The following is a 21,533-nucleotide window of genomic DNA, read 5'->3' on the forward strand; positions in this document are numbered from 1 at the left end:
CAGAGAAAGTTTCAAAGCGCTTCAAATACACGCGAGGCGCTCCCTGCGCCTCGCGTGTCTCCACTCCAAGATCAAAGGCTGGGGAAGGCGAACTGCGAAGCTTCGTGGCTTTTACGCTGCGGCCAGCGCTGGGTGATTGCCTTGCGCCGGGTATAGAAGCGCACCCCGTCCGGGCCGTAGGCATGCAGGTCGCCGAACAGCGAACGTTTCCAGCCACCGAAGCTGTGGTAGGACACCGGCACCGGCAGCGGCACGTTGACCCCGACCATGCCCACTTCGATCTCGTCACAGAACAACCGCGCCGCTTCACCATCTCGGGTGAAGATGCAGGTGCCGTTGCCGTATTCATGATCATTGATCAGCTGCATCGCCTCCTCCAGGCTCTGCACACGCACCACACACAGCACGGGGCCGAAGATCTCTTCTTTATAGATACTCATCTCGCAGGTGACCTTGTCGAACAAGGTGCCGCCCACGAAGTAGCCATCTTCATGCCCTGCAACCCGCAGACCACGCCCGTCCACGACAAGCTGCGCCCCGGCCGCAACGCCTTCTTCTATATAGCCAACCACTTTGTCACGCGCAGCAGCCGTCACCAGTGGGCCCATGTCCAGACCGCACGTAGTGCCGGCGCCAATTTTCAGCGCCTTGATCTGCGGTTCCAGTTTGGCAATCAGCGCGTCAGCCACCTGGTCGCCGACACACACCGCCACCGAGATGGCCATGCAGCGCTCGCCGCAGGAACCATACGCCGCGCCCATCAGCGCGCTGACCGCGTTATCGAGGTCGGCATCGGGCATCAGTACCGCGTGGTTCTTCGCACCGCCCAGTGCCTGCACGCGCTTGCCGCGTTTGGTGCCTTCGGCATAGATGTACTCGGCGATCGGTGTGGAGCCGACGAAACTCAGTGCCTTGACCTGTGGCGCTTGAATCAGCGCATCGACCGCTTCCTTGTCACCGTGCACCACGTTGAGGATGCCCTTGGGCAACCCGGCTTCAAGCAACAGTTGCGCGATGTACAGGGTCGAGCTCGGGTCACGCTCGGACGGTTTGAGGATGAACGCGTTGCCGCAGACGATGGCCAGCGGGTACATCCACAGCGGCACCATGGCCGGGAAGTTGAACGGCGTGATACCGGCAACCACGCCCAGCGGCTGGAAGTCGGACCAGGCATCGATGTTCGGCCCGACGTTGCGGCTGTATTCACCCTTGAGGATTTCCGGGGCAGCACAGGCAAACTCGACGTTCTCGATGCCGCGCTTGAGCTCGCCAGCGGCGTCTTCCAGGGTCTTGCCATGCTCCTGGCTGATCAGTTGCGCAATCTGTGCCTCGTGTTGCTCCAGCAATTGCTTGAAACGGAACATGACCTGCGCCCGCTTGGCAGGCGGAGTATTGCGCCAGGCCGGATAGGCTGCGGCGGCAGAGTCGATGGCCTGCTGCACGGTCGCCTGGCTGGCCAGCTCAACCTTGCCAGTGACCTGACCGGTCGCCGGGTTGAAGACATCGGCGGTCCGGCCGCCGTTGGACACCATCTGGCCGTCGATCAGGTGCTGAACGATGCTCATGCAAAACTCCGTAAACAATAAGGAAGGTCGGGGCACGCAGCGCGCGTGCCCGTCGTCAAAGCGGCGCGGATCAGTCGACGCGGTTCAGGTGCTCGCCAACGGCATCGAACAGACGGTCCAGTTCCTGCGGCTGGGTATTGAACGTCGGGCCGAACTGCAGGGTGTCGCCGCCGTAACGGACATAGAAGCCGGCTTGCCACAGCTTCATCGCGGTCTCGTATGGGCGGACGATGGCATCACCGTCGCGCGGAGCAATCTGGATGGCACCGGCCAGGCCGTAGTTGCGGATGTCGACCACGTTCTTGCTGCCCTTGAGGCCATGCAGCAACGTCTCGAAATGCGGCGCCAGCTCGGCAGACGCCTGCACCAGGCTCTCTTTGCGCAGCAAGTCCAGCGCCGCGATACCGGCGGCGCAGGCCACGGGATGCGCCGAATAGGTGTAGCCGTGGGGGAATTCCACCGCGTACTCCGGCGTCGGCTGGTTCATGAAGGTGTGGTAGATCTCGCTGCTGGCCACCACGGCGCCCATCGGGATGGCACCGTTGGTGACCTGCTTGGCGATGCACATCAGATCCGGGGTGACGCCGAACGCTTCAGCGCCAGTCATGGCGCCCATGCGTCCAAAGCCGGTGATGACTTCATCGAAGATCAGCAGGATGTTGTGCTGGGTGCAGATCTCACGCAGGCGCTTGAGGTAGCCCACCGGCGGCGGCAGCACCCCGGCAGAGCCAGCCAGCGGCTCGACGATGACCGCCGCGATGTTCGAGGCGTCGTGCAGTTCGATCAGCTTGAGCATCTCGTCAGCCAGGGCAATGCCGCCCTCTTGTGGCAGGCCCTTGCTGAAGACATTGCCCGGCAGCACGGTGTGCGGCAGATGATCGACATCCAGTAGTTGGCCGAACATCTTGCGGTTGCCGTTGACACCGCCCAGGCTGGTGCCGGCGATGTTCACCCCGTGGTAACCACGGGCACGGCCGATGATCTTGGCCTTGCTGGCCTGACCTTTCAGACGCCAGTAGGCGCGAACCATCTTCAGCGCAGTGTCGGCGCATTCGGAGCCGGAGTTGGTGAAGAACACGTGGTTGAGGTCACCCGGGGTCAGCTGGGTGATCTGCTCGGCCAGTTGGAACGACAGCGGATGGCCGAACTGGAAGGCCGGCGCGTAGTCGAGTGTTGCCAGTTGCCGGCTGACCGCGTCAGCGATCTCCTTGCGGGTATGACCAGCGCCGCAGGTCCATAGCCCGGACAGGGCGTCGAAGATTCGCCGGCCCTTGTCGTCCACCAGATGATTGCCGTCGGCCGCCACGATCAGACGCGGATCGCGGTGGAAATTACGGTTCGCCGTGTAGGGCATCCAGTGGGCATCCAGCTTGAGCTGGCTGGCGATACCGACAGGCGCGGCTTCAGGCATGTTCATCGGCGGTTCCTCGAATGACGATCAAACAACGATGGGGAGTGATTGCCCATAAGCTGGCACGGCGATAAAGTCTGGAAAACCCTACTCTTCTAACCTTCAGTCAGTGGCGCACTAAACTAATGAGCCGACGCCCCGAGGCACTCGCCCAGGTCAGTGATTTCGACATACGCCTGTTGAAAATTTTCCGCAGCGTGGTGGAGTGCGGCGGATTTTCGGCGGCCGAGACCATTCTCGGTATCGGCCGCTCGGCGATCAGCCAGCAGATGAAGGACTTGGAGCAACGCTTGGGGCTGCGCCTGTGCCAGCGCGGACGCGCCGGGTTTTCGCTGACCGAGGAAGGGCGTGAGGTGTATCAGTCGGCGTTGCAGTTGCTCGGCGCACTGGAATCGTTTCGCACCGAGGTCAACGGCCTGCACCAGCACCTGCGCGGTGAACTGAACATCGGCCTGACCGACAACCTGGTCACCCTCCCCCACATGCGCATCACCCATGCGCTGGCGGAACTGAAAGACCGCGGGCCGGAAGTGCATATCCAGATTCGCATGATCGCCCCGAGCCAGGTCGAGCAAGGCGTGCTCGATGGCAGTCTGCATGTTGGCGTGGTACCGCAGACCAGCCCGCTGTCGGGGCTCGAGTACCAACCGTTGTACAGCGAACGCTCCCTGCTGTACTGCGCAGTGGGCCATCCACTGTTCTTTGCCGATGACGCGCACATCGATGATGAGCGCCTCAACAGCCAGGATGCCATCGCTCCGACCTTTCGCCTGCCGGCGCACGTGCAGGCGTGCTATCAGGCGCTGCATTGCACCGCCAGCGCCTCGGACCGCGAAGGCATGGCCTTTCTGATTCTGACCGGGCGTTACATCGGCTATCTGCCCGATCACTATGCCAGCGTGTGGGTACAACAAGGCCGGCTGCGGGCGCTCAAACCCAAAGAGCGTTTCCATGACCTGGGGCTGAGCTGGGTGACGCGCAAGAACCGGCGACCGAATCTGGTGTTGCAGCGGTTTCTCGATAGCCTGGCGGCCACACGCTAATGCTTGTCAGGTGCGCCCAGGCAGGTACTCTGTCCGACAATCGGTACCACCCCCATCCGACGGAAATCGTCCATGAGCCTTGAAGTTCCCGCGCACCGCCTCTCTGCCTCGGGCAAGCCCGCCGGCCGCATCCGCCAGAAGAACGAGCGAGCCATCATCCAGGCCGCCGAGGACGAGTTCGCCCGTCATGGTTTCAAGGGCACCAGCATGAACACCATCGCCTTGAAGGCCGACCTGCCCAAGGCCAACCTGCACTACTACTTCACCAACAAGCTGGGTCTGTACATCGCGGTGCTGAGCAACATCATCGAGTTGTGGGACAGCACCTTCAACCACCTGCACGTTGACGACGATCCAGGCGAGGCGCTGAGCCGCTATATCCGCACCAAGATGGAGTTCTCGCGGCGCAATCCGCAGGCTTCGCGGATCTTCGCCATGGAGGTGATCAGCGGCGGACAGTGCCTGAGCGAGTACTTTTCCGCCGATTACCGTGACTGGTTTCGCGGGCGGGCGGCGGTGTTCGAAGCCTGGATCGCGGCGGGCAAGATAGACCCGGTCGACCCGGTGCACCTGATCTTCCTGTTATGGGGCAGTACTCAACACTACGCTGACTTCGCCACGCAGATCTGCCAGGTCACCGGCCGTAGCCGCCTGACCAAGCAGGACATGGAAGATGCCAGCAACAACCTTATCCACATCATTCTCAAAGGCTGCGGCGTGCAATCGCCTGTCTGACCCGGACCTATGCCCTCTACCCTGCTTGAGCTGTGCGAGTTTCGTGAAGAAATCCGCAAGAGCCGTTTCATCACGCTGGCCGCGCCGATCACCACGCCCAACGAGGCCATGGGCTTTATCGCTGAGCACAGCGACCTGGCGGCAACCCATAACTGCTGGGCGTGGAAGCTCGGTGGCCAGTACCGCAGCAGTGACGACGGCGAGCCGGGAGGCACGGCGGGTCGGCCCATTCTGGCGGCGATCGAGGCGCAGGATTGCGATCAGGTGGTGGTGCTGGTGATCCGCTGGTATGGCGGGATTCAGTTGGGGACAGGTGGCCTGGCCCGAGCCTATGGCGGTGGCGCCAACAAATGCCTGCAGCAAGCGGCCAAGCGCTTGCTGGTGCAACGTAGCCTGTTCACCTGCAGCTGCGCTTTCAGTGAGCTGGCGCTGGTGAAACTGCGCTTGGCCGACGTCGATGGCCTGGTGCTGGATGAGCAGTTCACCGCCAATGGGGTGGACCTGCAAGTGGCGTTCGCCGAGGATCACCTCGACACCCTGCAACCACAACTGGCGGACCTCAGCCGCGGGCGAATTCGCCTGCACAAGCCCTAGCCAGGTTGCGCACAGCAACTGTGCGCCTGCCTGTGCATAAGCTTGGGGCATACCCCTGTAGGCCACGCGCTACAAGGCGCGCAGACTTTTGATCAATAATTGATCAGAGCCGACTTGCCGGGCGTTCGTCCACGGGATGCCAACAGGTTATCCCCAGTTCCGCGCAATGATCGCGATGATGCAAACCCTCCCCCGGCCGCCACCGTGATTGCACACAGTTGCGGTGGAGCAGCCTGTGGATAAGCCGTGCGCTATCCCCCGTGAGCCGCGCGTGGCAAGGCCTGCAGAGAATTGGTTGTTATTTGATCAAAGGTTTTCCACAGGCTCGACGGCAATGCGCCGTGCCGCCGGGCCCTGGGTTATGCTCCACGGTCTTTGACCGTTACAGGAGCGTCGCAATGTCCACAACACCTTCCGCGCTGATCATCGGCGCCTCCCGTGGCCTGGGGCTCGGCCTGACCGAACGACTGCGCGAAGCCGGCTGGGATGTCACCGCCACGGTCCGCGACCCGCACAAGGCCCAGGCGCTGCAGGCCGTGGCAGGCGTGCAGGTGGAAACCCTGGAGATGAACGACGATGCGCAGCTCGAAGCGTTGCTTGAGCGCCTGCGCGGCCAAGTGTTTGACCTGGTGTTCATCAATGCCGGGGTGATGGGCCCGCAGCCGCAAGCGCCACACAGTGTCACGCTCGACGATGTCGGCCAGCTGTTCATGACCAATGCCGTTGCACCGATTCGCGTTGCCACCCGCCTGGTTGCCCAGGTGCGTGAGGGCAATGGCGTGCTGGCGTTCATGAGCTCGGGGCTGGGCAGCGTGGCAAGCCCCGATGGCGGCGAAATCTGCCTGTACAAAGCCAGCAAGGCGGCGCTCAACTCGATGATCAACAGCTTTGTGGTGCAACTGCAGCGCAGCGACCTGACCGTGCTGGCCATGCACCCGGGCTGGGTACAGACCGCCATGGGCGGCGACAGCGCGCCGCTGGACGTGGCCACCAGCACCCGGGGCCTGGTCGAACAGATCACCGCTCAACGCGGCCATCCCGGCCTGCGCTTCATCGATTACCAGGGCCAAGCGCTCACCTGGTGAATTGAATGCCATGGCGCGAGGCTCTACACTCAGCGCCTCGCCCCACGGCGGACCTGGATCAGCAGACAGGGCAACACTGAGCTGGCTTACCTGAACCCATTTTCAGAGGAGCCGGCGCCATGCCTGCGATCCGTACCTGGTTGAAATCCCCGCTTGCCATCTTCACCGCCAACGACCTCGACGCCCGTGGCGGGCTGGTCATCGAAGGCGGCGTTATTCGCGAACTCATTCCCTTGGGGGGCCGCCCCACAGAGCCCTGCGAGCAGGTTTTCGATGCCCGTGAGCACGTCGTGCTGCCCGGCTTGATCAACACCCATCATCACTTCTATCAGACCCTGACCCGGGCCTGGGCGCCGGTGGTCAACCAACCGTTGTTTCCCTGGCTGCAGACCCTGTACCCGGTCTGGGCACGGCTGACGCCCAAGGCCTTGGCGCTGGCCAGTGAAGTGGCGCTGGCCGAGCTGTTGCTTTCGGGCTGCACCACGGCGGCCGACCATCACTACCTGTTCCCCGATGGGCTGGAAGATGCCATCGACGTGCAGATCGAGGCGGTCCGCAAACTGGGCATGCGGGCCATGCTCACCCGTGGCTCGATGAGCTTGGGCGAAGCGGACGGCGGCCTGCCACCGCAGCAGACCGTGCAGCAAGGCGAGGTGATACTCGCCGACAGCCAGCGACTTATCCACAGCTACCACGAGCGCGGTGCCGGCGCCGTGATCCAGATTGCCCTGGCGCCCTGCTCGCCGTTTTCGGTCACCCCTGACATCATGCGCGCCAGCGCCGAGATGGCCCAGGCACAGGATGTGCGCCTGCACACCCACCTGGCCGAAACCCTTGATGAAGAGGCGTTCTGCCTGCAGCGCTTTGGCTTGCGTACCATTGACTACCTCGACAGCGTTGGCTGGCTCGGACCCCGCACCTGGCTGGCCCACGGCATTCACTTCGAGGCGGATGAAATCGCGCGCCTGGGCGCTGCAGGCACCGGGGTGTGCCATTGCCCGAGCTCCAACATGCGCCTGGCCTCGGGGATCTGCCCGACGCTGGCACTGGAGGCCGCTGGCGCCACCATCGGCCTGGGCGTGGATGGCTCGGCGTCCAACGATGCATCGAACCTGATCCTGGAAGCCCGTCAGGCCTTGTACCTGCAGCGCCTGCGTTATGGCGCCCAAGCCATCACCCCGCAGCGCGTGCTGGGCTGGGCCACCCGCGGCTCGGCGCGGTTGCTGGGGCGTGATGACATCGGCAGCCTGGCGGTGGGCCAGCAGGCGGACCTGGCGCTGTTCAAGCTCGACGAACTGCGTTTTTCCGGCAGTCATGATCCGCTGTCGGCCTTGCTGTTGTGCGGCGCTGACCGGGCAGACCGCGTCATGGTGGGTGGCCAATGGCGAGTGCTCGATGGCCAGATTGAGGGGCTGGACGTGCAGGGTCTGATCGCATCGCACCGGCAGGCAGCGGCGCAGCTCATGGACGGTTGACCGCGCAGCCCTACCCGCGTCGATGACAGGCGCCTGCGCCCATCGGTCGCGGGCCCGGTTGTAGGAAAATTTTCCAGTAGAATAGGCGCAACCGTTCCTGATCGAGACTGATACACATGTATGACTGGCTGAATGCCTTGCCCAAGGCCGAACTGCACATGCACCTGGAAGGCTCCCTTGAGCCTGAGCTGCTGTTCGCCCTGGCCGAGCGCAACAAGATCGCCCTGCCCTGGAATGATGTCGAAGCGCTGCGCGGTGCTTATGCCTTCAACAACCTGCAGGAGTTTCTCGACCTTTATTACCAAGGCGCCGGCGTTCTGCAGACCGAGCAGGATTTCTACGACCTGACCTGGGCCTACCTGCTGCGCTGCAAGGCGCAGAACGTGATCCACACCGAGCCGTTTTTCGACCCGCAAACCCACACCGATCGCGGCATTGCCTTTGAAGTGGTGCTCAACGGCATTGGCCAGGCACTGCGCGATGGCCAACAGCAGTTGGGCGTGAGCAGCGGATTGATTCTGAGCTTCCTGCGCCACCTCAGCGAAGAAGCCGCAGAGAAGACGCTGACCCAGGCGCTGCCTTTCCGTGACGCCTTCGTTGCCGTAGGCCTGGACAGTTCGGAACAGGGCCATCCACCGAGCAAGTTCGAGCGCGTATTCGCCCGCGCTCGCCATGAAGGCCTGGTTGCCGTGGCCCATGCCGGCGAAGAAGGCCCGCCCGAGTACATCTGGGAGGCGCTCGACCTGTTGCAGATCAAGCGCATCGACCACGGCGTGAGGGCCATCGAAGACGAGCGCCTGATGCAGCGCATCATCGACGAGCAGATCCCCCTGACCGTGTGCCCGTTGTCCAATACCAAACTGTGCGTGTTCGATCACATGAGCCAGCACAACATTCTCGACATGCTCGAGCGCGGCGTGAAGGTCACGGTGAACTCCGACGACCCGGCCTACTTCGGCGGCTACGTGACCGAGAACTTCCATGCCCTGCACCAGCACCTGGGGATGACCCAGGACCAGGCGCAGCGCCTGGCGCAGAACAGCCTGGACGCTCGACTGGTCTGACGACCTGGCGGACGCCCGGCACGGCTAGCCTACCTGCAGGCTGGTGACGCGGGCGATCCGGTTGATGTGCTGCAGGCCCAGTGGGGTGACCTGCAACGCACGACTTACCTCCTGCTCGCGCACCCAGCCCGATTGCACGAACAGCTTGAACAGGGCCCGCCCCAAAACGCCGCCCAGGTGCGGGCCCTGGTCACTCCACTCGCTGCAATGACAGATCACCCCGCCTCGGCTGTGCTGAGGCGCCAGTGCATCGATGAATACGCCGATGCGCTCTAGCTCCAGCCTGCCCGAGGAGGTCACCAGCCACTGCTCGCCATGCCGCTCCAACCAGCCGGCATCGGTGAGGCGCTGGTACAGCTCGGCCGCCAGTTCACCGCCCAGATGATCATTGCACAACCGTGCGCGGCGCATCGACAAGGGAATCTGCAAGGGAAAGGCTCCCGGCCGCGGCTGATCCGTGCCGACCACCAGGTTCGCCAGTGCCTCGACCGCCGCGCCGACCTCGGGGGTGGCCAGCCGGAAGTAGCGCTTGCGCCCGCGCGATTCCAGCCTCAGCAGGCCGGCCGTCGACAGCAGCGAGAGGTGAGCGCAGGCCGACGAGCAGGTCAGGCCGGTCATCGTCGCCAGCTCTGCGGTAGGCCGTGGTGTGCCGTCGATCAGCGCCCACAGCATGGCACTGCGTTTGGGGTCGGCCATCAGACTGGCGATACGGCTGATGCTGCTCACTGCTTTCATATCTGCGTTGCTCCCTACGAGATAGCGTTCGGGGCCGACCCAGGCAGGCGCCTGGACTGGCCAACCGGCTGACGAACAATGGGTGGCTTTCTGAACGGTCCCTGGCCACCGGCCGCACTTCGCTTGCGAAGTGCCGAAACGACCGCCTCAGGCGGGCGGCCAGGGCGAGTATAAGCCGGGACAAAGCAGGCGCTGGACAGCGCTGAACATGCAGGAGGCGGGCAAGTGCAGAGGGTCAGGCCACCCATGGAGGAACTATGTCCATTAAGGGCATTGGGCCATCTCGCAAACTGCCCCTAGCCAACGCGTCGGAGGGCGATTTGGCCATGGTTTATCCAAGCTGACGGGCGACATTGCCGACAACCTGCTTCCACAGGGATTGCAGCAAAAGCAGACTCAGCGACATCACGCTGAGGGACGTCCCCGATCAGCGCGACGATGACCGGTGTGGCGAACCACCACGCCCGATCTACACTGGCTGTTCGCACGCTCGTGGAGGCTTTGGTGATGAGAATCGTCGTCAGTACATCCCACCGCAATCGGACCTGCCCCTGGCAGGTGCAACTCGATCAGCATGTCGTGAGTTTTCGCAGCGAGGACGAAGCACGGCATTTCGTGGCGCTACTGGAGGCCCGCTTGCGCGCGCCTCATCCGCTTACGCAATGGCCTGCCAGCGACGCGTCAGCAGCGCCACACTGACCACCAGTACACCGCACAGGCTGATCACCAGGCTCATCGGCACCGCACTGCCATCGGCCAGGATGCCCACCAGCGCCGCCGCTCCGGCGGCGACGCTGAACTGCAGACACCCCATCAAGGCCGAGGCGCTGCCGGCACGCCCGCCCTTGCCGGCCATGGCGCACGCCGAGGCGTTGGGAATGATACAGCCCAGGCTTGCCATGCATACGAACAGCGGCACCAGCAGCGGCCACAACTGTGCCGGATGCAGGGCGGCCATGAGCAACAGCAGCAGGCCGCCCCCCAGGTACACCCATACAGCCTTGGCCAGCAGCGCGGTCGGGCCGAGCCTGGTCAACAGCCGCGCATTGACCTGAGCGGTGAGGATGAAACCGGCGGCATTGATGCCGAACAGCCAGCCGTAGTGCTCGGCAGGCACGCCATACAAGGTGATGAACACGAAGGGCGAACCGGCGATATAAGCGAACATGCCGGCGATGGCGATGCCGCCGGTCAGAGCATGGCCAATGAATACGCGATCGCGCAGCAGGCGCAGGTACTGCCCCGCAGCCCCCGACAGCGGGGCGCGAGCGATGTGTTTGGGCAGGCTCTCGGGCAGGCCTCGGGCGACCGCGATCAGGCAGCCACCGCTGAACAGCGCCAGGACCAGGAAGATCGACTGCCAGCCGACACTGTTGACCATCACCCCACCGAGCATTGGCGCCAGAATCGGCGCCAGCCCCATCACCAGCATCAGTTGCGAGAAGACCTTGGCCGACTGCACGGCATCGCAGCTGTCACTGACGATCGCCCGCGACAGCACCATGCCGGCGCAGCCGCCCAGCGCCTGAACGAAGCGGGCCGCAATCAGCGTTTCCAGGCTCGGCGCGTAGGCGCACGCCAGGGACGCGAGCATGAACAGCGCCACGCCAAACAGCAGCGGCCCGCGCCGGCCATAACGGTCAGCGACCGGCCCATAGACCAGCTGCCCGAGCGACAGGCCGAGGAAATACACCGCCAGGGTGGTCTGGATGTGTTGCGCATCGGTGGCGAAGGCCTGGGCCATTGCCGGGAAGGCGGGCAGATAGAAGTCGATTGCCAAGGGCCCGAACGCACTGAGTGCGCCCAGGATAAGGACGGTTCGTAGGTTCATCGGGAATCCGTAGCAGGCTAAGCAAATAGCCAGTCTACCCGTCCACGCGCCGCCAGGGGAGGAAACCTGACCCCTGGCGATGCGTGAGCCGGCCTCAGGCGACTTCGGCTTGGTAACCCTCTTCACGGATCAACTCAAGAATCTGCTGGGCCGCCAACGGGCTCGTCACGCTGACTTGCCTGGCGGCCAGGTCGACCGTGACCTCAGCGGCTGGGTCGCGCGCCTGGACTGCTGCAGTGACGGCCTTGACGCAGTGGCCGCAGGTCATGCCTTGCACGTTGAATACTTGCATCGTCAGTTGCCTCGTCTGGGTGGTTTTTTACAGTCTCAACCTTGCCACCACGGCAAGGTCAAGGGGCTAACGTTGCACCGTGCTGGCATTCGCAGCGCAGCTCGGCCAAGCTGGAACGCTTGAGCCGTGAATGAGCAGGAGAGCGTCGATGATCAGAGCAGTGATGGGTGTGGCCGCGATGCTGGGCGCGTTATGCGCCATGCCACCGGCCAGCGCCGAAGGCAATTCGGATTACAGCGTGCTGATCATTTCCCGCGAGCGTCTGGAAGTGGCGACCAACTGCGAGATCGGCATCTACCTCAACGGTCAGCTCACCGGGCGCCTGTTCCAGGAGCAGTCGACCGCCTTCAACCTGCCTGCGGGGCCGGTGGATGTGCGCCTGCGCATGCTCCCAGGGCAAGCGCCCGGGTGCGGCGCGGGCCTGGTGAACCAGCACCAGCAACAGCTGAACCTGAGCGCCGGACAGATCAACAAATACCGCATCTCGATGAGCCAGAACGGCTTGCACCTGACCCGAGCAGGCTTGGGCTATTGACCTTGACCACATGGCAAGGTTGATGCTGGTGGCCTGAACGGGCGCTGTCTGACAAAACGCTCGAGCGAAGGGTTGGCTGTTTTCAACGCCGCGCAACCCAGCTTCGAGGCTTTACAGACCGCGCCCTGGGACCTGACACAGGGAGTAGCGCCATGTCTGCCTTCACCACCTACCAACTGCCCATCACCGGAATGACCTGCGCCAGTTGCGCCGGGCGTGTCGAACGCGCCCTGGGCAGAGTCAGCGGTGCTGCGGACGTCAGCGTCAACCTCGCCACGGAACACGCCCGCGTGCAGGCGCCTGCGGGCAGCCTGCCCGCCCTGCTCGACGCCATCCGCGCGGCCGGCTATCAAGTGCCGCTGCGTACCTTGGAGCTACAGATCGGCGGCATGACCTGCGCCTCGTGCGCCGGGCGCGTCGAGCGGGCCCTGAACAAGGTGCAGGGTGTGCAGCAGGTCAGCGTGAACCTGGCCAACGAACGCGCCCACGTCGAGTTGATCGCCAGCCTGGATGACGCAACGCTGATCGAAGCGGTACAAAAAGCCGGCTACAGCGCCAGCCTGCCGCGCAACCATGCTAACGATGCAGCCGCCGCCCAACGCCGGCTGCGCAACGAGCGCATTGCAGTGGTCGCGGCCGTACTCCTGGCCCTGCCGCTGGTGCTGCCGATGCTGGTGCAGCCGTTCGGCCTGCACTGGATGCTGCCGGCCTGGGCCCAGTTCGTGTTGGCCACGCCAGTGCAGTTCATCCTCGGCGCGCGCTTCTACGTGGCCGCCTGGAAGGCAGTGAAGGCCGGCGCGGGCAACATGGATTTGCTGGTGGCCCTGGGCACCAGCGCCGGTTACGGGCTGAGCCTGTACCAGTGGGCCAACGCCCACGCCGGCATGGAGCCGCACCTGTACTTCGAAGCCAGCGCCGTGGTGATTGCCCTGGTGCTGCTGGGCAAGTACCTGGAAAGCCGCGCCAAACGCCAGACCGCCAGCGCCATCCGCGCCCTCGAAGCGCTGCGCCCGGAGCGCGCGGTACGCTTGAGCGAGGGCCGCGAAGAAGACGTGGCCATCGGTCAGTTGCGCCTCGACGATCAGGTGCTGGTCAAGCCGGGTGAGCGCTTCCCGGTCGATGGCCTGATCCTCGACGGCCACAGCCACGCCGACGAAGCGCTGATCAGCGGCGAAAGTCTGCCGGTGCCCAAGCAGCCCGGCGACAGCGTGACCGGCGGCGCGATCAACGGCGAAGGCCGGCTGATCGTACAGACCCAGGCCTTGGGCACCGAGACCGTGCTGGCACGGATCATCCGCCTGGTGGAAGACGCCCAGGCCGCCAAGGCGCCGATCCAGAAGCTGGTGGACCGGGTCAGCCAGGTGTTCGTCCCGGCAGTCCTGGTGCTGGCGGTGCTGACATTGGTCGGCTGGTCGCTCAGCGGCGCGCCCATGGACGTCGCCCTGATCAACGCGGTGGCGGTGTTGGTGATCGCCTGCCCGTGCGCACTGGGCCTGGCCACGCCAGCGGCGATCATGGCCGGCACGGGCGTTGCCGCTCGGCACGGCATTCTGATCAAGGATGCCGAAGCGCTGGAGCGTGCCCACGCCGTGAACCGCGTGGTCTTCGACAAGACCGGCACGCTCACCTCCGGCGCGCCGCGCATCGTTCACAGCCAGGCCGCCAGCGGCACGCTGGACGATGCCTTGCGCCTGGCCGGGGCCTTGCAGCGCGGCAGTGAGCACCCACTGGCCAAGGCCATGCTGGAGCAGTGCCAGGCACAGCAGTTGGACGTCCCGCCGGTAACCGACAGCCAATCACTGACCGGCCGCGGCATCGCCGGGCGGGTCACGGGGCGCGCGCTGGCCCTGGGCAACCGCCGCTTGCTTGATGAAAGCGGCCTGGCCCCAGGGCAGCTGGCCGACAGCGCCCAGGCCTGGGAAGCCGAAGGCCGCACGTTGTCATGGCTGATCGAGCGTGGCGAAACGCCTCGCCTGCTCGCCCTGTTCGCCTTTGGCGACAGCCTCAAACCCGGCGCTCAGCAGGCGATCCAGGCATTGCAGGCGCGGCACATCAGTAGCCACCTGCTGACCGGTGATAACCGTGGCAGCGCCCGTGTGGTGGCGCAGGCGCTGGGCATCGATGACGTGTATGCCGAGGTGTTGCCGGCCGACAAGGCCGCCACCGTGAACCGGCTGAAAACCGATGGCGTGGTGGCGATGGTCGGTGACGGCATCAACGACGCCCCGGCACTCGCCGCCGCCGACATCGGCATCGCCATGGGAGGCGGCACCGACGTGGCGATGCAGGCCGCCGGCATCACCCTGATGCGCGGCGACCCGCGCCTGGTGCCCGCAGCGCTGGACATCAGCCGCAAGACCTACGCCAAGATCCGCCAGAACCTGTTCTGGGCATTCATCTACAACCTGGTGGGCATTCCACTGGCCGCCTTTGGCTACCTCAACCCGGTGCTGGCGGGTGCGGCGATGGCGCTGTCGAGTGTCAGCGTGGTGAGCAATGCCTTGTGGCTGAAAACCTGGAAGCCCGCTGCGCCCCCTTCGGAGACACCATGAACATTGGACAAGCCGCCCGCCGCAGCGGGCTCAGTGCCAAGATGATCCGCCATTACGAAGCCATCGGCTTGCTCGTTCCGGCCGCGCGCAGCGACAGCGGTTACCGGCTGTACCAGGCGCACGACCTGCACCGCCTGGCCTTCATCAAGCGCTCACGCGACCTGGGCTTTTCGCTCGACGAAGTGGCCCGCCTGCTGACCCTCTGGCAGGACCGCCAGCGCGCCAGTGCCGACGTCAAGGCGCTGGCCCAGCAGCACATCGACGCCCTCGACCAGCGCATTGCCGAGCTGCTGAGCCTGCGGGAAACCCTCGCGCACCTGGTGGCCGGCTGCCAGGGCGATGACCGCCCCGACTGCCCCATCCTCAAGGACCTGGCCCAAGGCTGCTGCGACTGATTTCAGCCGCCAGCGCATGCGGCACCGACACCTGCGCTCCAGATACGACAGGTTCATTGCCCACAGCGACGCCTGCGTCAATGAAAGCGGCGATTGGCCTTTACAAAAAGGCGCTCCTGCCGATGTCCCGGTTACAGGTGGCGCTCGCCCCTGACCTGGGTTTCTGGAGCATGGATGAACATCAAACAAAAACTGACCTTGGCCTTTGCCGTGATTGCCGGCCTGCCCATCGTCATCGTCGCCACCCTCGTGATCATCAACCTGCGCGATGACTCGCGAGACGATTTCGTTGACAGCAGCACACGGGAGATCCGCCAGGTCGGCAACGCCATGCAGTTGTTCTTCCAGGGTATCGACCAGAACGTCGAGTTTCTCGCCAAGCAACCTGTGGTGACTGCCTCGGGCAGCAACCTCAACAAGTACCTGACCGCCGACGCCTCGAATCAGTTGGGCGAACAGGACCAGAAGGTCCTGGCCCTGCTCGATCAGCTCGGCTCGACCCACCCGTCCTACGCCTACATGGCCTATGCCCAGGCCGATGGCGGCTACGTCGGCTGGCCGGCCGGACAGAAGCTCGCCAGTTACGACCCGCGCCAGCGACCGTGGTACCAGCTAGCCATGGCCAACCCCGGCAAGACCGTGCGCACCGAAGCCTATTACTGGGCGGCCGATGATGCGGTGCTGATCAGCACCGTGCGCACGGTTTCGAACCCGCTGGGCACCAGCGGGGGCGTGGTCAACGTCGACGTCTCGCTCAAGGGCCTGACCGACCTGATCAAGAACATCAAGGTCGGCGACAGCGGCTTTCTGATGCTGCTCGAACACGACGGCAAGGTGCTGGTGAACCCGCGTGACGCCAGCCACAACTTCAAGCCGGTGGGCGAGCTGGCCGGCGGCTATGCCGCCCTGGCCGGAGCCGGCAAAGGTCTGCGTGACATCCAGATCGACGGCGTGCGCTACATGGCCAACGTCTACCCCGACGAAGCGTTGGGCTGGATCTTCGTCGGCCTGATTCAACAGGACGAAGTCATGGCCAGCACCACCCGCCTGAGCTGGGTGATCGGCATCATTGCCGTGGTCCTGGCCGGTATCTTTGCGCTGGCGGGCATGGCGTTTGCGGGCGTCATCGTGCGCCCGATCAATGGCGTGACCCGGGGTCTCGAAGACATTGCCCAGGGCGAAGGCGACCTGACCCGCAGCCTGGAGGTGCATGGCAACGACGAAACCGCGCGCCTGGCCAGCTGGTTCAACCAGTTCCTCGGCGCCATCCGCAGCCTGATCCAGCACATCAGCGGCTCGGCGAACAAGATTCTCGCAGCGTCGGCCACGGCGTCCCAGGTCTCGCACGACATGGCCGAGGCCGCCGGGCGCCAGCGCGAAGCCGTGGACATGGTCTCCACGGCATTCCATGAGATGGTGGCCACGGCCAACGAAGTCGCACGTTCCTGCAGCCAGGCCGCGCAGTCGGCCGACAGCGGCCAGCAGCAGGCCCGTGAAGGCCAGGCCCAGATCGATGCAGCGGTGTCGAGCGTTGACCGCCTGAGCCAGGAAATCGAGCAGTCGGCGCAGTCGATGCAGCAGCTCGAGCGCGACAGCAACGCCATTCAGTCGATTCTCGGCACCATTCGTTCGATTGCCGAACAGACCAACCTGCTGGCACTCAATGCCGCCATCGAAGCCGCGCGCGCCGGTGAGCAGGGCCGCGGCTTCGCAGTGGTCGCTGACGAGGTGCGGGCACTGGCCAAGCGTACCGCCGATTCCACTGCCGAGATCGATGGCTTGCTGGGCAACCTGGCCAACCGCACCTCGCAAGTGGCTGGGCAGATGCATGCCAGCCTGGAAGTGTCGGTGCAGTCGGTAACGCGCATCGGCATGGCCCGCGACAGCTTCGGGCAGATCCGTGACTCGGTGGACGTGATCCGCGACATGAACACGCAGATCGCGACCGCCGCAGAAGAGCAGCATCAGGTGGCCGAAGACATCAACCGCCACATCGCCCAGATCCATGGCGATGCGCAGCGGGTGGCAGAACTGGCCCATTCGGCGCGACAGGATTCCGCGAACCTGGCTGGGTTCTCCAATGAACTGGATGCGCTGGTCAAGCGCTTCCGCACCTGAAACCACCCCGACGCACGCTACCGACCCGGCGTGCGTCAACTCAGCGTCACGCGCCATGGATGACAATCAGTGCTTTGCCCACTCCCCTGCCTTGCATGAAAACAATAAATCCGGAGCGTCGTAGATGAACATCAAGCACAAACTCACGTGGGCCTTCGCGGTCATCGCCGGCCTGCCCATCGCGGTCGTGGCCGCCATCGTGGTGCTCAACCTGCGCAATGAAGCGCGCGACGATTTTGTCGATAACAGCAGCAGGGAAATCAGGCAAGTCGGCAACGCCATGAACATTTTCTTCAAGGGCATCGACCAGAACGTCGAGTTTCTGGCCGCGCAGCCACTGCTCGGCGGTATCAGTGACGGGCTCAACAAGTTCATGGCAGCCAAACCTTCCTATGAGCTCACCGACCAGTCACGAGAGGTGCTGGCCTACCTCGACCGCCTGGCCAAGACCCACCCGGACTACGCCTACATCTCGTACGGCGTGTCCGACGGCGGCTATGTCAGCTGGCCGGAGAGTAAGAAGCTCGACGGCTATGATCCGCGTGTACGCCCCTGGTATCAGAAGTCCATGGCGGTGCCTGGCAAGCCAGTACGTTCCGAGGCCTATTATTGGGCCGCCGATGACATGGCCCTGATCAGCACCGGCATCTCGGTCGCCAACGGCTTCGGCGCCACCGGCGGTGTGGTCAACGTCGACGTCTCGCTCAATGGCCTGACCGAGATCGTCAAGAAGATCAAGCTGGGTGAAAGCGGCTACCTGATGCTGATCGAAAACAACGGCAACGTGCTGGTCGACCCGCGCGACGCCAGCCACAACTTCAAGCAGCTCGCCAGCCTGGGCGGTGACTACGAGACCCTGGCCAAGGCCGGCAAGGGCCTGGTGGAGGTGCAGATCGACGGCGAGCGCTACATGGCCAACGTCTATCAGGACGAGCAATTGGGCTGGACCTTCATTGGTCTGATCCAGCAGCAGGAAGTGATGCAGAGCGCTACCCGCCTGAGCTGGATCATCGGCGTGGTGGCACTGGTGCTGGCAGCGCTGTTTGCGGTGATTGGCGCAACGTTCGCCAAGCTCATCGTGCGGCCGATCAACAGCGTCAGCAGCGGGCTGGAAGGCATCGCCCAGGGCGAAGGCGACCTGACCCGCAGCCTGGAGGTGCGTGGCCGCGACGAAACGGCGCAACTGGCCGGCTGGTTCAACCAGTTCCTCGGTGCCATCCGTAGCCTGATCCAGCACATCGGCGTGTCGGCGAGCCAGATTCTCAGCTCGTCGGCCAGTGCCACACGCGTGTCCGGGGACATGGCCGATGCGGCCGGGCGCCAGCGCGAAGCGGTGGACATGGTCTCGACGGCATTCCATGAAATGGTCGCCACCGCCAACGAAGTGGCGCGCTCCTGCAGCCAGGCTGCGCAGTCGGCCGACAGCGGTCAGCAGCAGGCCCGGGAAGGCCAGGCGCAGATCGATGCGGCGGTGTCGAGCGTGGACCGCCTGAGCCAGGAAATCGAGCAATCGGCGCAGTCGATCCAGCAGCTGGAACGCGACAGCAATGCGATCCAGTCGATCCTGGGCACCATCCGTTCGATTGCCGAACAGACCAACCTGCTGGCGCTCAATGCCGCGATCGAGGCGGCTCGCGCCGGCGAACAAGGCCGCGGCTTTGCCGTGGTCGCTGACGAGGTGCGGGCGTTGGCCAAGCGTACGGCAGACTCCACTGCCGAGATCGATGGTTTGCTGGGCAACCTGGCTAACCGCACCTCGCAAGTGGCCGAGCAGATGCATGCCAGCCTGGAAGTGTCGGTGCAGTCGGTAACGCGCATCGGCATGGCCCGCGACAGCTTTGGACAGATTCGTGACTCGGTGGACGTGATCCGCGACATGAACACACAAATTGCCACAGCGGCCGAGGAGCAGCATCAGGTTGCCGAGGACATCAACCGCCACATCGCGCAGATTCATGGCGATGCGCAGTTGGTGGCGGAACTGGCGCAAACAGCGCGCGTGGATTCGCAGAGCCTGGCTGGGTTGTCCAACGAACTGGATGCGTTGGTGCGGCGCTTCAAGACCTGATCGGTCGCGGCGTAAGGGCAGCGGTTCAAGACCCGACAGGTCGAGGCGTGAGGGCAGCGGTTCAAGACCCGACAGGTCGAGGCGTGAGGGCAGCGGTTCAAGACCCGACAGGTCGAGGCGTGAGGGCAGCGGTTCAAGACCCGACAGGTCGAGGCGTGAGGGCAGCAGCCATGGTCGAGCCCCGTGCCTGCTGGGGACGGGGCCGCCGGGATGGGCGGCCAGTGTCGGCCCAGTGCAGGCATCAGCGATCAGCCTGCCAACTGAACAAACGCGTTCCTGTAGGCAGCGGCTATTGCCGCGATGGACGGCAAAGCCGCCCCAGGGCTGCGACCCCTATTCATGCGTGATCGTGGGCGCCTGGAGAGGGTCGGCTTCGCCGCCCATCGCGGCAATGGCCGCCTACTGGGACTGCGTTTGACTGAACGCGGACGTTGGTCGAGCCACCGCCGCCCCTGCGGGAGCGGCCGGTGCGGCGCTCCGGATTGCCGCGATGGCCGGCGTAGCCGGCCTGGTACAGACAACACGGATTCAACTGAAAGAGCCCACCCAGCGGGTTTTTGCGCGGGCTTGAATGAAACACGGTTGGCCTCGGCCCGAGCGTGTAGAAGCCTAACGCTCGACGATCACCGTCACCCCCTGCCCGCCTGCGGCACAAATGGAGATCAATCCCCGGCCCTTGCCGGCCTTGGCCAGCAATTTGGCCAGATGCGCGAGGATGCGTCCGCCGGTGGCGGCGAACGGATGCCCTGCGGCCAGCGAGCTGCCCTTGACGTTGAGCTTGCTGCGGTCGATGGCGCCCAGCGCACCGTCCAGCCCCAGGCGAGTACGGCAGAAGTCTGGGTCTTCCCACGCCTTGAGGGTGCACAGCACTTGTGCGGCGAAGGCTTCGTGGATCTCGTAGTAGTCAAAGTCCTGCAGGCTCAGGCCATTGCGCGCCAGCAGGCGCGGCACCGCATAGACCGGGGCCATCAACAGGCCTTCCTGCCCCTTGACGAAATCCACAGCGGCGGTTTCGCCGTCCACCAGATAAGCCTGCACCGGCAGACCGCGCTCGGCGGCCCAGTCTTCGCTGGCCAGTAGCACCAATGACGCGCCGTCGGTGAGCGGGGTTGAATTGCCCGCGGTGAGCGTGCCCTTGGCGCTGCGCTGAAAAACGGGTTTCAGCCGGCTGAGCTGATCCAGGGTGAGCTCGGGCCGCAGGTTGTTGTCGCGGACCAGGCCCAGGTACGGGGTCATCAGGTCGTCATGCCAGCCCTCGGCATAGGATGCTGCCAGGTGCTGATGGCTTTGCAAGGCCAATTCATCCTGGTCGCTGCGCTCGATCTGCCAGGTCTGTGCCATCTGCTCGCAATGCTGGCCCATCGACAGGCCGGTACGCGGCTCGCCGTTGCGCGGCAGTGCCGGCTTGAGATGGCCGGGGCGCAGGCCGAGAAAGGGTGTGAGCCGCTGGCCAAGGCTTTTGCCGCGACCCGCCGCCAGCAGAATCCGCCGCAGCCCTTCATTGACGGCGATGGGCGCATCGGAAGTGGTGTCGACGCCACCGGCCACCGCGCAATCGATCTGCCCCAGGGCGATCTTGTTGGCCGCAAGCAATGCAGCCTCCAAGCCCGTGCCGCAGGCTTGCTGGATGTCATAGGCCGGAGTCTGCGGCGACAGGCGCGAGCCCAGTACGCACTCGCGGGTCAGGTTCATGTCGCGCGAGTGCTTGAGTACCGCCCCGGCAACCACCTCACCCAGACGCAGGCCATGCAGGCGGTAACGCTCCACCAGCCCTTCCAGCGCGGCGGTGAGCATGGCCTGGTTGCTGGCCGTGGCATAGGCCCCGTTGGAGCGGGCGAAAGGAATACGGTTGCCGCCCAGAATCGCGACCCGGCGAGTTGATCCCATGTGCTGCTTCCTCCTGAAACTGATTGATCGGCCCTTGGCAGAAGGGCCAACGCGGCTGACGAACAATGGCCCCTCAGCGTAGGTGTTTTTACCGGGGTCGAACGACCCACCCGGGAAGTTGGTCCACACTGCATGTTTGCCTTTCCAG

Annotated in this window: 18 protein-coding genes and 2 pseudogenes; 14 read left to right on the forward strand and 6 right to left on the reverse strand. The window is 64.5% G+C overall.

All coding sequences use genetic code 11. The annotated features are described in order from the left end of the window. Nucleotides 1-71: 71 nt before the first annotated feature. A complete protein-coding gene (locus SJI00_RS16790; protein WP_322462826.1) occupies nt 72-1,565 on the reverse strand; it encodes a CoA-acylating methylmalonate-semialdehyde dehydrogenase in 1,494 nt (497 codons plus the stop codon). Nucleotides 1,566-1,635: 70 nt separating this feature from the next. Next, nucleotides 1,636-2,982 (reverse strand): omega-aminotransferase AptA, encoded by a 1,347-nt coding sequence (gene aptA, locus SJI00_RS16795; RefSeq protein WP_322462827.1) that lies wholly within the window; start codon nt 2,980-2,982, stop codon nt 1,636-1,638. 119 nt (nt 2,983-3,101) lie between these two features. On the opposite strand from aptA, the gene SJI00_RS16800 reads away from it, so the two are divergent. The 6 genes from SJI00_RS16800 to SJI00_RS16825 all read left to right on the forward strand — a co-directional run bounded on the left by SJI00_RS16800 (nt 3,102) and on the right by SJI00_RS16825 (nt 8,972). Further along, nucleotides 3,102-4,019, forward strand: coding sequence for a LysR family transcriptional regulator (locus tag SJI00_RS16800; RefSeq protein WP_322462828.1), 918 nt, complete (start codon nt 3,102-3,104; stop codon nt 4,017-4,019). 72 nt (nt 4,020-4,091) lie between these two features. Then, nucleotides 4,092-4,754, forward strand: a complete 663-nt coding sequence (locus tag SJI00_RS16805) for a TetR/AcrR family transcriptional regulator (RefSeq protein WP_322462829.1) — start codon at nt 4,092-4,094, stop codon at nt 4,752-4,754. 9 nt (nt 4,755-4,763) lie between these two features. Then, nucleotides 4,764-5,348: an IMPACT family protein gene (locus tag SJI00_RS16810; RefSeq protein WP_322462830.1), complete on the forward strand. Its 585-nt coding sequence runs from the start codon at nt 4,764-4,766 to the stop codon at nt 5,346-5,348. A 398-nt stretch (nt 5,349-5,746) separates the two neighbouring features. Continuing rightward, nucleotides 5,747-6,433, forward strand: a complete 687-nt coding sequence (locus SJI00_RS16815; RefSeq protein WP_322462831.1) for an SDR family oxidoreductase — start codon at nt 5,747-5,749, stop codon at nt 6,431-6,433. 119 nt (nt 6,434-6,552) lie between these two features. After that, a complete protein-coding gene (locus SJI00_RS16820; protein ID WP_322462832.1) occupies nt 6,553-7,908 on the forward strand; it encodes an 8-oxoguanine deaminase in 1,356 nt (451 codons plus the stop codon). A gap of 116 nt (nt 7,909-8,024) precedes the next feature. Further along, entirely contained in the window at nt 8,025-8,972 is a 948-nt protein-coding gene (locus SJI00_RS16825; protein WP_322462833.1) for an adenosine deaminase, read from the forward strand. A 24-nt stretch (nt 8,973-8,996) separates the two neighbouring features. Here SJI00_RS16825 and SJI00_RS16830 read toward each other — a convergent pair whose 3' ends face one another. After that, complete coding sequence (locus SJI00_RS16830) at nt 8,997-9,707, reverse strand: ArsR/SmtB family transcription factor (protein ID WP_322462834.1); 711 nt, start codon at nt 9,705-9,707, stop codon at nt 8,997-8,999. Between the two features lie 507 nt (nt 9,708-10,214). Between SJI00_RS16830 and SJI00_RS16835 the strand changes: the two genes are divergently transcribed. Then, on the forward strand, nt 10,215-10,406 hold the full coding sequence (locus tag SJI00_RS16835; RefSeq protein WP_322462835.1) for a hypothetical protein: 192 nt from the start codon (nt 10,215-10,217) through the stop codon (nt 10,404-10,406). On the opposite strand, the gene SJI00_RS16840 is transcribed toward SJI00_RS16835, so the two are convergent. Both SJI00_RS16840 and SJI00_RS16845 read right to left on the reverse strand, forming a co-directional pair. Further along, nucleotides 10,363-11,538 (reverse strand): multidrug effflux MFS transporter, encoded by a 1,176-nt coding sequence (locus SJI00_RS16840; RefSeq protein WP_322462836.1) that lies wholly within the window; start codon nt 11,536-11,538, stop codon nt 10,363-10,365. The two genes, SJI00_RS16835 and SJI00_RS16840, sit on opposite strands and share 44 nt — an antisense overlap. Nucleotides 11,539-11,632: 94 nt before the next feature. After that, nucleotides 11,633-11,830, reverse strand: coding sequence for a heavy-metal-associated domain-containing protein (locus SJI00_RS16845; RefSeq protein ID WP_322462837.1), 198 nt, complete (start codon nt 11,828-11,830; stop codon nt 11,633-11,635). Between the two features lie 148 nt (nt 11,831-11,978). On the opposite strand from SJI00_RS16845, the gene SJI00_RS16850 reads away from it, so the two are divergent. From SJI00_RS16850 to SJI00_RS22660, 7 genes and pseudogenes are all read left to right on the forward strand, one after another. Then, a complete protein-coding gene (locus tag SJI00_RS16850; protein WP_322462838.1) occupies nt 11,979-12,365 on the forward strand; it encodes a hypothetical protein in 387 nt (128 codons plus the stop codon). A gap of 152 nt (nt 12,366-12,517) precedes the next feature. After that, the gene (locus SJI00_RS16855) at nt 12,518-14,917 is read left to right on the forward strand and encodes a heavy metal translocating P-type ATPase (RefSeq protein WP_322462839.1); all 2,400 of its coding nucleotides are present in this window, start codon (nt 12,518-12,520) and stop codon (nt 14,915-14,917) included. Beyond that, nucleotides 14,914-15,312, forward strand: coding sequence for a Cu(I)-responsive transcriptional regulator (gene cueR, locus SJI00_RS16860; protein ID WP_322462840.1), 399 nt, complete (start codon nt 14,914-14,916; stop codon nt 15,310-15,312). Before SJI00_RS16855 ends, cueR begins: the two co-directional genes overlap by 4 nt. 330 nt (nt 15,313-15,642) lie before the next feature. Continuing rightward, nucleotides 15,643-16,572 (forward strand): annotated as a pseudogene (locus tag SJI00_RS22645) (cache domain-containing protein); the annotation flags it as partial. Between the two features lie 129 nt (nt 16,573-16,701). Continuing rightward, a complete protein-coding gene (locus SJI00_RS22650) occupies nt 16,702-17,430 on the forward strand; it encodes a methyl-accepting chemotaxis protein (protein ID WP_416221062.1) in 729 nt (242 codons plus the stop codon). A gap of 280 nt (nt 17,431-17,710) precedes the next feature. Next, nucleotides 17,711-18,640, forward strand: a pseudogene (locus SJI00_RS22655) (cache domain-containing protein); the annotation flags it as partial. Between the two features lie 129 nt (nt 18,641-18,769). Continuing rightward, nucleotides 18,770-19,498 (forward strand): methyl-accepting chemotaxis protein, encoded by a 729-nt coding sequence (locus SJI00_RS22660; protein WP_416221063.1) that lies wholly within the window; start codon nt 18,770-18,772, stop codon nt 19,496-19,498. A 609-nt stretch (nt 19,499-20,107) separates the two neighbouring features. Here SJI00_RS22660 and SJI00_RS16875 read toward each other — a convergent pair. Then, nucleotides 20,108-21,385, reverse strand: coding sequence for an acetyl-CoA C-acetyltransferase (locus tag SJI00_RS16875; RefSeq protein WP_322462843.1), 1,278 nt, complete (start codon nt 21,383-21,385; stop codon nt 20,108-20,110). Nucleotides 21,386-21,533: the final 148 nt, after the last annotated feature.

The sequence above is a fragment of the Pseudomonas gebzensis genome (assembly GCF_034427815.1).
Lineage (GTDB): Bacteria > Pseudomonadota > Gammaproteobacteria > Pseudomonadales > Pseudomonadaceae > Aquipseudomonas.